The organism is Sulfitobacter sp. UBA4523, from assembly GCF_002388305.1.
Taxonomy (GTDB): domain Bacteria; phylum Pseudomonadota; class Alphaproteobacteria; order Rhodobacterales; family Rhodobacteraceae; genus Sulfitobacter; species Sulfitobacter pontiacus.
The window spans coordinates 702-9,835 of sequence record NZ_DGMH01000014.1 but is presented as its reverse complement, the minus strand read 5'-3'; the positions used below and the strand labels follow the sequence as shown (position 1 = coordinate 9,835).

The window sequence follows — 9,134 nt, the reverse complement described above, 5'->3', positions numbered from 1 at the left end:
AGGGGCGCCCGTCCTCGTGGAACATCCAGATCGGCAGCAGCGCCGAGGGCGCATCAAGCCAGGGCATCGGCAGAAAGCCGCGTTCGGTCGGGTGCAGGATGCCATCGGCATCGCCGCTTTCAAACACCAGCGGGCTGTCGTCAATGTCTTCGCCCCAGATATCGAGGTTCAGCACCGACATGGGAAAGCGCGTACCGTCCTCTACCACCTTGTCGGCAAAGCGCGTGGGGATGCGCTTGCCGCGGGCCTGACCATTGAGGTCGGCGGCGGCCACACGGATTGTGCGGACCTGAGGATGTTTGCGGAGCCAGTTTTTCATATCACACCTTGCAAGCGGCGGGCATGAACGGCGTTCTTACAACGTGAAAACCGGGGGTAGCGCCCACGCGCTAAATAATTTGATCAAAAAACAGATACTACCGGATCAGATTTAGACGCAAGCGAATTTTCCGCACCGCAGCCTGAGGCACATGGCGGTTCAAACGGCGGTTGATCAGCCCGAAGATGGCAATGATCACCAGCGTCAGCAAAATGAAGTAGCCCGCCAAAATCGGGTAGGGGATAAACGGGTTAAACGTCTTGTCCGCGAAATAGCTGGCGTAATACAGCGCGTCCCCGCGTTGTTGCAGCGCCGGAAAACCGGTGAAAAACACCAGCGTTGTCGCATGAAACAGGAAGATTGCCTCGTTTGTATAGGCGGGCCATGCCAGCCGCAGCATGGTGGGCCAGATGATGCGCTTGAACCGCGACCAGCCGGAAATGCCGTAGGCATCGGCGGCTTCGGTGTCGCCCTTGGGGATGGATTGCAGCGCGCCATAGAAGATCTCGGCCGAGTAGGCAGAGGTGTTGAAGAACAGAACAATCAGCGCCCCAAGCCACGCAGAGGTGAACATATCAAAGAACGGGTGCACAGATTTTAGGCTAAGGAACAGGAAATAGCCAAAGAAGAACTGGATGAACAAGGGCGAGCCGCGGAACAGGAAGATAAACCATTCGGCCGGTTTGCGCAGCCAAGGGCTGGGGTGGGCCTTAGCCACGGCCAGCGCGGTCGCCAGCAGGAAGCCGCTGACCAGCGCGAAAAACCCGTAGTAGACGTTCCAGATCATGCCCGACCCGATCAGGGTGAACTGGTCACACAGCGTAAAGTCACTGCGCGGCAGCAGCCGTTCGCCATAGCCAAGCGAGCGCAGCCCGTAGGATTGGATGGTTTCCCAACAGGTCATGCCGCTGCCTTTCGCTGTGCTTCGCCGCCGGCGGTGGCCTGACCCTTGGTCAGACGGCGCATCAGCCGGTCGAGCACAATTTCAGACACACGGGTAAAGCAGAGGTAGAACACCAGCAGCGCCAGAAAATACCACATGCGCCAGTCGGGATGGGGGTAATCGGTAAAGCGCGGGGTCTTGGCTCCGCCCAGATCACGCGCCCAATAAACGATGTCTTCGACGCCCAGCAGGAACAACAGCGGGGTGGCCTTGATCAGCACCATCCACAGGTTCCCCAGACCGGGCAGCGCATAGACCCACATCTGCGGCACAAGGATACGCCAGAAGGTCTGGCGCGGGGTCATGCCATACGCCTCGCCGGTCTCGATCTGGGCGCGGGGCACAGCGCGCATCGCGCCATAAAGCACATTGGCGGCAAAGGCCCCGAAAACGATGGCAAAGGTCAGCACCGCGAGCGAAAAGCCATAGGCCTCGTGTACCCATTGGGCAGAGTTGCCAAGCGGCATCTTGGCGGCCTGACAGACGATAAAGTCGCTGCCCTGACGGATCGGCTGATCCCAGTCGGGGCATTTCACCTTGTGGCGCAGGTATTCGATGCCCTGATCCAGCGCGATGACGAAGAACAGGAAGAAGGCGATGTCGGGCACGCCCCGCACAATGGCGATATAGGCGCGGCCCAGCCATGACAGCGGCGCAAAGGGCGACCGCGCGGCCATCGCACCGCCAAAGCCAAAGGCAAGTGCGGCGGGGGCGGTGATGGCGAGCAGCAGCAAGACGGTGCCGAATGCACCATAAAAGGCCAAATGCTTGCCCGTGGTCAGGTAGCACGTCAGCCATGACAGGCCGGAAAGCGTTTCTGGGTCGGTGCAGGCAAAAATGGCGGAATGTCCCGGTGGTATGCGCCCTTTGACGGGCGTCTGGATTTGGATCTTTACTCAGATCGGCAGGCAGAGAAAAGGGGCGGCCTCTGCGCCGCCCCGATCAAGATCAGAATGTATTGGCGTCTTCGCCGAACCATTTGATGATCAGCTTGTTCAGGCTGCCATCGTCCTTCATGGACTGGATCGCGGCGTCGAATTTCGCTTTCAGTTCTGTGTCGCTTTCGCGCAGGCCAAGGCCGATGCCGCCGCCCAGTGGCACGTCGTCACCGACAAAGACCATCTCGCCGCCGGATTCCTCGACCGTGGGGACCAGCGCGTCCTTGTCGGCGAAAACCGCATCCGCTTCGCCATTGTTCACGGCTGCGACGGTTTCATCATAGGTGGCGAATTCCAGCAGGGTGGCACCGGATTCAGCCACGTGACCGGCCTGGATCGTGCTGGTCTGTGCTGCAACAACACCGCCCATCACATCGGCATCCGCCGATTTCGCCGCATAGGCGGAAGCTGCGGGCGGGAAGTAGTTCTGTGTGAAATCAATCACTTCTTCGCGCTCGTCGGTGATGCTCATACCAGCGATGATGGTGTCGTAGTTGCCCGACGTCAGGTTCGGGATGATGCTGTCCCATTCGTTGGTGACCCATTCGCAGGTCAGCTCGGCACGGGCGCAGAGCTCGTCACCGACTTCGCGCTCAAAGCCGTCTACTTCGCCCGCGTCATTCAGGAAGTTATAGGGAGGGTAGGCCCCTTCGGTCCCCATGCGGATGGTCTTGCCGTGGGCGTCTGCCATGGCGAAACCGGTGCTCAGCGCCAGTGCGGCGGTTGCAAGAACGAGTGTTTTCATTTTTGAAGTCTCCCAGTTTATTGTTTTTAGGTGGTTTTACTCTGCGTGAGTGGCCGAGAGGAACCCGCGCAGACGTTCTGATTTAGGGGCGCCGAACAGGTCTTCGGGGGCCCCTTGTTCTTCGATCAAACCCTGATGCAGGAAAACGACGTGATCCGAGACATCGGCCGCCAGTTTCATATCATGGGTTACGATCATCATGGTCCGCCCTTCGGCGGCCAGATCCTTGATGACTTTGACGACCTCTTGCTCAAGCTCGGGGTCCAGCGCCGAGGTCGGTTCGTCGAATAGCAATGCTTCGGGCTCCATACACAGTCCGCGTGCGATGGCGGCGCGTTGTTGCTGGCCACCCGACAGTTGCGCCGGAAAGACATCGCATTTGTCGCCGATGCCCACCTTGTCGAGATAGGCCCGCGCGGCGGCCTCAACCTCGGCGCGGTCGCGGCGCAGGACGGTCAGCGGGGCCTCCATCACGTTTTGCAGGATCGTCATATGGGACCACAGGTTGAACTGTTGGAACACCATCGACAAATTTGTGCGGATGCGCAGCACCTGTTTTGGATCGGCAGGGCGGCGGTGGTGGCCGCTGCCTTTCCAGGTGACCGCCTCGCCGTTGAAACGCAGATCGCCCTCTTGGCTGTCTTCCAGCAGGTTGCAGCAGCGCAGCAGCGTCGATTTGCCGGAGCCGGACGACCCGATCAGCGAGATGACGTGCCCGCGCGGGGCCTTGACCGACACCCCCTTGAGCACCTCCAGAGGGCCATAAGCCTTGTGAAGATTGTTGATCTCAATAACGGGGGGCTGATCTGTCACTGTGCTGCCTTATTGTGCATTCCGCAGCAAGTTAAGGTGATTTCAAGGGGGATTTGCAATCCAGAACTTGGGTTTTGCCCAATAATTCAACGCTTGACCCCGCGTAAATTCACCGCCTGCGCGTAAACTAGTCTTTGTCTTCAATCTGCTTGCGCACGATGGCGCTGTCGGTGTCTGTGACCCCCAGCAAGTTGGCCACCAACCGCAGCAATGCGTTTTCCTCGTCAGAGCGGCTGCCATCGGCCAGCACGACCTCCCACAGGGCTTTGATCACGGCAAGGCGGTCGTCATAGGGAACGGCATCCTTGATCGCGCGGGTAAAGCGGACGGTATCGGGGGCTTCGGCTTCCAACGCTTCGGCGTCGGCGCGCAGGGAGGCGGTGCCGTCAGCGTCCAGCGCATAGCGTTTCGCGATGATCTGGTCGATGCGCGCGCGCTCGGACGGGGCGTATTCATTATCCGACTTGGCGATGCGCACCAAAAGCGCGGTCAGCGCAAGGCGGGCATCCCCATCGGGAAGCTGGGCGGGATCAGGCTGGGTCAGCCGTTTGATGAATTCTGCGAACATGGGCGTGATATAGAGCGGTTGCGGCGCAAGGCCAAGGTCACAAAGCGTTCAGCGCTTTTTCGCGGGCGGCGGTCATGTCGGCGTCGCTAAGGCCAAGCGCGGTCTCAATCGCCAGCAGCTGGATCTCTTCGTCGTCGTCACGTGCGCCATCGGCCAGCGCCACAGACCACATCGCATCGCCAAGCGCCTTGCGGTCGTCATAGGGGACTTCCTCGCGCAGGATCTGGGCGAATTCAGGCGTACCGGGGGCGTGGCGTTCCAGTGCTTCGCAGGTGGCGCGCAGTTTCGCGGCCTCGATCGGTTTCAGGCCAAAGGTCTGGGCGAGGATGCGGTCGATCTGCCCCACTTCGGCGGCGCGGTAGGTGCGGTCGGCCAGCGCCACACGCACCAGCAACGCGCCAAGGGCAAGCTGGGGGGTCGGCTGTGGCAGCGGCTTGGGGTCCGGCTTGCGGCGGGGGAATAGACGTTCAAACATGGCAACTCTTTATCCTTACGGGCACATGAGGCTAACCCGATTCCGCGCGCAGCGTTCCGTTTTTCCCATATTCGCAAAGGGGTGATGTATAAAAAGCGCAATGCCGCAGGGGCAGGCGGAGCGGGGGCGTCGGGGTCCTAGGCCTCATACCCTTCGACGATGACCAGATTCCCGTCAGAGACGGAGGACCGGATATCCTTGGCCGCCTGATAGCCCTCGCTTTCATAACAGGCCACCGCATCGGCCAGCGAGGCAAATTCGATCACCACGATGCGCGGGTGCGACGTGCCTTCGCGGATGTCGGGCGCGGCCCCACGCACCAGAAACTTCGCCCCGAAATCGGCAAAGGGCTTGGCGTTGGCGGCGCGGTATTTGTCGTAGACTTCGGCATCATGCACGTCGACGTTAGCGATCCAGTAACCTTTGGGCATCGGGGGCTCCTTAGCGGGGTAGGGTTTTGAACTTGGCCGCCAGACGGGCCGCTTCTTCTTTCAGCCCAAAGGGCGGGTTCAGCACGAACATGCCAGAACCGACCATCCCGTGACCGGGGCGGGCAGGGGCAAAGCTGACCTCGTGACGCAGGGCCTCGGGGTGGGCCCCCATCAGCGCGCTGAGCATCGGTTGATGCGCTTTATTGGTCAAAATCGGATACCACAGCGCGATGATGCCGACGTTCCACGCGCGCGCCAGCTTGCCAATGTGGCGCGGGATATCGGCGTAGTCTGTCTTGATCTCGAAGCTGGGGTCGATCAGCATCAGGCCACGGCGCGGGGTGGGCGGGGTCAGGGCGAAAGCCATGTCGAACCCGTCGCGGTGGTGGCATTTGACGTCATAGGGCGACATTGCCAGATCAAGGGCCGCATGTTCGCCGGGGTGCAGTTCGGCCAGATGGATGCTGTCGCTGTCGCGCAGCAGCTTGGCCGCCAGCAGGGGAGAGCCGGGGTAGGCGTCTACGCCATGTTCACCGGTGATCTGGTCAAGCACCTGTGCGTAAGGGTGCGCATCGTCGAACCAGCCGCGCACGCGGCCAATGCCCTGCGCCGCCTCGCCTGTTTTCAGCGCGGGCGTGTCTGACAGGTCATACAGCGCGCGCCCCGCATGGGTTTCCATATAGGACAGCGGTTTGTCCTTGCGGGTCAGATACCCCAACATCCACGCCAGCAGGCTGTGTTTGTGAACATCGGCCAGATTGCCGGCGTGGTAGATATGTTGGTAGCTGAGCATGCCGTTGGCCGCCTTTCGCGAGGGTCAGACCAGCCGCGACATTTCCTTGGCGGCGCGGATGAAATCCTTGAACAAGGGGTGCGGGTCAAAGGGCTTGGATTTGAGTTCGGGGTGGAACTGCACACCGATGAACCACGGGTGATCGGACCATTCCACGATCTCGGGGAGCATGCCGTCGGGCGACATCCCCGAGAAGGTAAGACCCGCTTTTTCAAGCTGCTCGCGGTAGGCGGTATCGACCTCGTAGCGGTGGCGGTGACGTTCGTCGATGGACGTGGTGCCATAGACTTTGGCCACGTTCGACCCTTCTTTCAGCGTCGCGTCATAGGCACCAAGCCGCATGGTGCCGCCTTTGTCATCGTCGACCTTGCGTTCAACCTTATGGTTGCCCTGCACCCATTCCTTGAGGTGGTAGACCACGGGCTCGAACCGTTTCTTGCCGGTGGATTCGTGGTCGAATTCTTCCGAGCCGGCGGTTGTCAGACCGGCCACGTTGCGCGCGGCTTCGATCACGGCCATCTGCATGCCCAGACAGATCCCCAGATAGGGGACTTTCTGCTCGCGGGCATATTGCGCCGCCTTGATCTTGCCCTCGGTGCCGCGTTCGCCAAAGCCGCCGGGCACGAGGATCGCGTGGAACCCTTCGAGGTGGGCCGATACATCATCGCTCTGATCAAAGACCTCGGCATCGACCCAGTCGATCTTGACCTTGACGCGGTTGGCCATGCCCCCGTGGGTCAGCGCCTCTGCAATCGACTTATAGGCATCTTCCAACTGGGTATATTTGCCGACGATGGCGACGTTCACTTCGCCTTCGGGGTTGTGCACGCGGTCAGAGACATCGCGCCAGACCGATAGTTCGGGCTTGGGTGCGGGGGAAATATCGAAAGCATCCAGCACGGCCTGATCCAGACCCTGCGCATGATAGGCCAGCGGCGCGTCATAGATGGTTTTCAGGTCATAGGCCGCGACCACGGCCTCTTTGCGGACGTTACAGAACAGGGCGATTTTCTCGCGCTCTTTCTCGGGGATGGGGTGTTCGGAGCGGCAGACCAGAATATCGGGCGCGATCCCGATGCTTTGCAGTTCCTTGACGGAGTGTTGCGTCGGCTTGGTCTTCAGCTCGCCGCTGGCCGCGAGATAGGGCAGCAGGGTGAGGTGCATGAAGATACACTGGCCGCGCGGCTTGTCGTGGCTGAACTGGCGGATCGCTTCGAAGAAGGGCAGGCCTTCGATATCGCCGACGGTGCCGCCGATTTCGCACAGCATAAAGTCGACCTCGTCATCGCCGACATGCAGGAAATCCTTGATCTCGTTGGTGACGTGGGGAATCACCTGAATGGTCTTGCCCAGATAGTCGCCGCGCCGCTCTTTCTCGAGCACGGTGGAATAGACCCGACCCGAGCTGATCGAATCCGTCTTGCGCGCGGCCACGCCGGTAAAGCGTTCGTAGTGGCCCAGATCCAGATCGGTTTCGGCGCCATCGTCGGTGACGAAAACCTCACCATGTTCAAAGGGCGACATCGTGCCGGGATCGACGTTCAGATAGGGGTCCAGTTTGCGCAGACGGACGGAGTATCCGCGCGCTTGCAACAAGGCCCCCAACGCCGCAGAGGCAAGGCCTTTGCCAAGGCTGGAAACCACACCACCGGTGATGAAAATATAGCGTGCCATGTGATGAAGGCCCCCGTGAGTTCAGATTTGATGCGGCAAAAGCCAAGCAATTGAGCTGCGGAAAACCGCAGCATCACGGGACTTAAGCCTAACAGGATTCGGATGGAAAAAGCAAGGCCAAGCCGCAACATCCTGTTGCGTATCTTGGCCCAACCTCAAGCTGTTGTAGTGTCTGGATTAATCCGCAGTCGGCACTTGCGGTGTATTTTCCGCAGGTGTCGGTGGCAGCAGCGCGTCGGCATCGGGCAGCGCAGGCGCGTCGCCCTGGTTCAGCGCGGGCGGTGTGGCCCCCAGACGATCGATAACCGAAGACCCGGCAGATTTTTCAGCCGCGATGATGGTCAGCGTGATCGAGGTCACGATAAAGGCCGCGGCCAGAATCCAGGTCAGTTTGCCCATGGCCGTGGCTGCTGCACGACCGGACACGGCCCCACCGCCACCGCCGCCGCCCATGCCAAGGCCGCCCCCTTCGGACCGTTGCAGCAACACGACTGCAATCAGGCCAAGGGCCAGAATGAGATGGACAATCAGGACTACATTTTCCATGGGTACCTACGGCTCTGCGTTTTGGACTTTGGGCGTGTCTAGGCAAGTTTGCCTATGGGGGCAAGGGAGGATTGGCACCCGCGGTGCCGCTTGGGCGGAAAGCCCGTGTGAAAGCCCGTGTCAGGTTTCCACATCGTCCACGTCTGCCTGACCGGATACCGCCCTGCGAAAGATGCTCCAGCTGAGGCCGATGCCCAGCACAAAGCTCAGCGCGACAAGGCCGAGCCAGAGGTTAAAGCTGCGGTTGTCCAGCCTTAGGATGCCCAGATCATAAAGCACCCAAAGGCTTGACCCCACGAGCGCCAGCACCAGCAGCATCCCCAGCCCGCCGATAGAGCGCAGCGTCGCGCGGAGATAGATCACGTAGCCGATGAACAGCAAAAGCCCCAGCAGCACCGCGATGGACAGGTTCATATGCCCGTATCGCTGCGCCCAGGTGACATAGTTATAGGGGGTCGGGTTAAAGGTCGCGGCCAGCAAGACAAAGGCGCAGGCCCAACGTATGATGAATCCCATCTGCGGTACTTCCTTCTTTGATCCGGCATGGAATATCGGTGCAGCCCAGGCAAAGTCTGTGGCCCGTTGCGAAGTTTCACGGCCCCAAGCTGATAAATGCCCAGAAAAATGACGCGGCGGCGTTTTGGCTGCATTTTACAGTTTCGGTCCCCGACGGTCGTCGCTATACCTCCACGGGTTTGCACGGTTATTTGAACTGTTAAAGGAATATCTTCATGGCCAACGTCGTAGTCGTAGGCGCCCAATGGGGCGACGAAGGAAAAGGCAAAATCGTGGACTGGCTCAGCGAACGGGCCGATGTCATCGCGCGTTTTCAGGGCGGCCATAACGCGGGCCACACATTGGTCATCGACGGCAAGGTCTACAAGCTGCA

At 60.3% G+C, this 9,134-nt stretch carries 12 protein-coding genes and 1 pseudogene; 1 reads left to right on the top strand and 12 read right to left on the bottom strand.

The annotated features are described in order from the left end of the window. The 12 genes and pseudogenes from B3849_RS02710 to B3849_RS02655 all read right to left on the bottom strand — a co-directional run. Nucleotides 1-319, bottom strand: a pseudogene (locus B3849_RS02710) (glutamine synthetase); the annotation flags it as partial. A 97-nt stretch (nt 320-416) separates the two neighbouring features. Beyond that, the gene (locus B3849_RS02705; protein ID WP_064216931.1) at nt 417-1,223 is read right to left on the bottom strand and encodes an ABC transporter permease; all 807 of its coding nucleotides are present in this window, start codon (nt 1,221-1,223) and stop codon (nt 417-419) included. Continuing rightward, nucleotides 1,220-2,101, bottom strand: a complete 882-nt coding sequence (locus B3849_RS02700; RefSeq protein ID WP_081781238.1) for an ABC transporter permease — start codon at nt 2,099-2,101, stop codon at nt 1,220-1,222. The genes B3849_RS02705 and B3849_RS02700 overlap by 4 nt, the downstream gene beginning before the upstream one ends. A 109-nt stretch (nt 2,102-2,210) precedes the next feature. Next, the gene (locus tag B3849_RS02695) at nt 2,211-2,945 is read right to left on the bottom strand and encodes a transporter substrate-binding domain-containing protein (RefSeq protein ID WP_005852453.1); all 735 of its coding nucleotides are present in this window, start codon (nt 2,943-2,945) and stop codon (nt 2,211-2,213) included. Between the two features lie 36 nt (nt 2,946-2,981). Then, nucleotides 2,982-3,758 carry an ABC transporter ATP-binding protein gene (locus tag B3849_RS02690; protein WP_278425299.1) on the bottom strand — a complete coding sequence of 259 codons (777 nt, stop codon included), beginning with the start codon at nt 3,756-3,758 and terminating at the stop codon, nt 2,982-2,984. Nucleotides 3,759-3,885: 127 nt separating this feature from the next. Further along, nucleotides 3,886-4,326 carry a TerB family tellurite resistance protein gene (locus B3849_RS02685; protein ID WP_005852457.1) on the bottom strand — a complete coding sequence of 147 codons (441 nt, stop codon included), beginning with the start codon at nt 4,324-4,326 and terminating at the stop codon, nt 3,886-3,888. Between the two features lie 37 nt (nt 4,327-4,363). Further along, nucleotides 4,364-4,801 (bottom strand): TerB family tellurite resistance protein, encoded by a 438-nt coding sequence (locus tag B3849_RS02680; RefSeq protein WP_278376570.1) that lies wholly within the window; start codon nt 4,799-4,801, stop codon nt 4,364-4,366. Between the two features lie 137 nt (nt 4,802-4,938). Next, nucleotides 4,939-5,232 (bottom strand): DUF1330 domain-containing protein, encoded by a 294-nt coding sequence (locus B3849_RS02675; RefSeq protein WP_278425300.1) that lies wholly within the window; start codon nt 5,230-5,232, stop codon nt 4,939-4,941. A gap of 10 nt (nt 5,233-5,242) precedes the next feature. Beyond that, nucleotides 5,243-6,025, bottom strand: a complete 783-nt coding sequence (rlmJ, locus tag B3849_RS02670) for a 23S rRNA (adenine(2030)-N(6))-methyltransferase RlmJ (RefSeq protein WP_278425301.1) — start codon at nt 6,023-6,025, stop codon at nt 5,243-5,245. Between the two features lie 24 nt (nt 6,026-6,049). Continuing rightward, entirely contained in the window at nt 6,050-7,699 is a 1,650-nt protein-coding gene (locus B3849_RS02665; RefSeq protein ID WP_005852465.1) for a CTP synthase, read from the bottom strand. Between the two features lie 177 nt (nt 7,700-7,876). Continuing rightward, nucleotides 7,877-8,245: a preprotein translocase subunit SecG gene (secG, locus tag B3849_RS02660; RefSeq protein ID WP_037963028.1), complete on the bottom strand. Its 369-nt coding sequence runs from the start codon at nt 8,243-8,245 to the stop codon at nt 7,877-7,879. Between the two features lie 120 nt (nt 8,246-8,365). Then, nucleotides 8,366-8,761 carry a DUF6524 family protein gene (locus tag B3849_RS02655; RefSeq protein ID WP_005852469.1) on the bottom strand — a complete coding sequence of 132 codons (396 nt, stop codon included), beginning with the start codon at nt 8,759-8,761 and terminating at the stop codon, nt 8,366-8,368. A 215-nt stretch (nt 8,762-8,976) separates the two neighbouring features. Here B3849_RS02655 and B3849_RS02650 point away from each other — a divergent pair. Further along, nucleotides 8,977-9,134, top strand: a 158-nt coding sequence (locus B3849_RS02650; protein ID WP_286779785.1) for an adenylosuccinate synthetase, incomplete at its 3' end; no start/stop codon positions are given.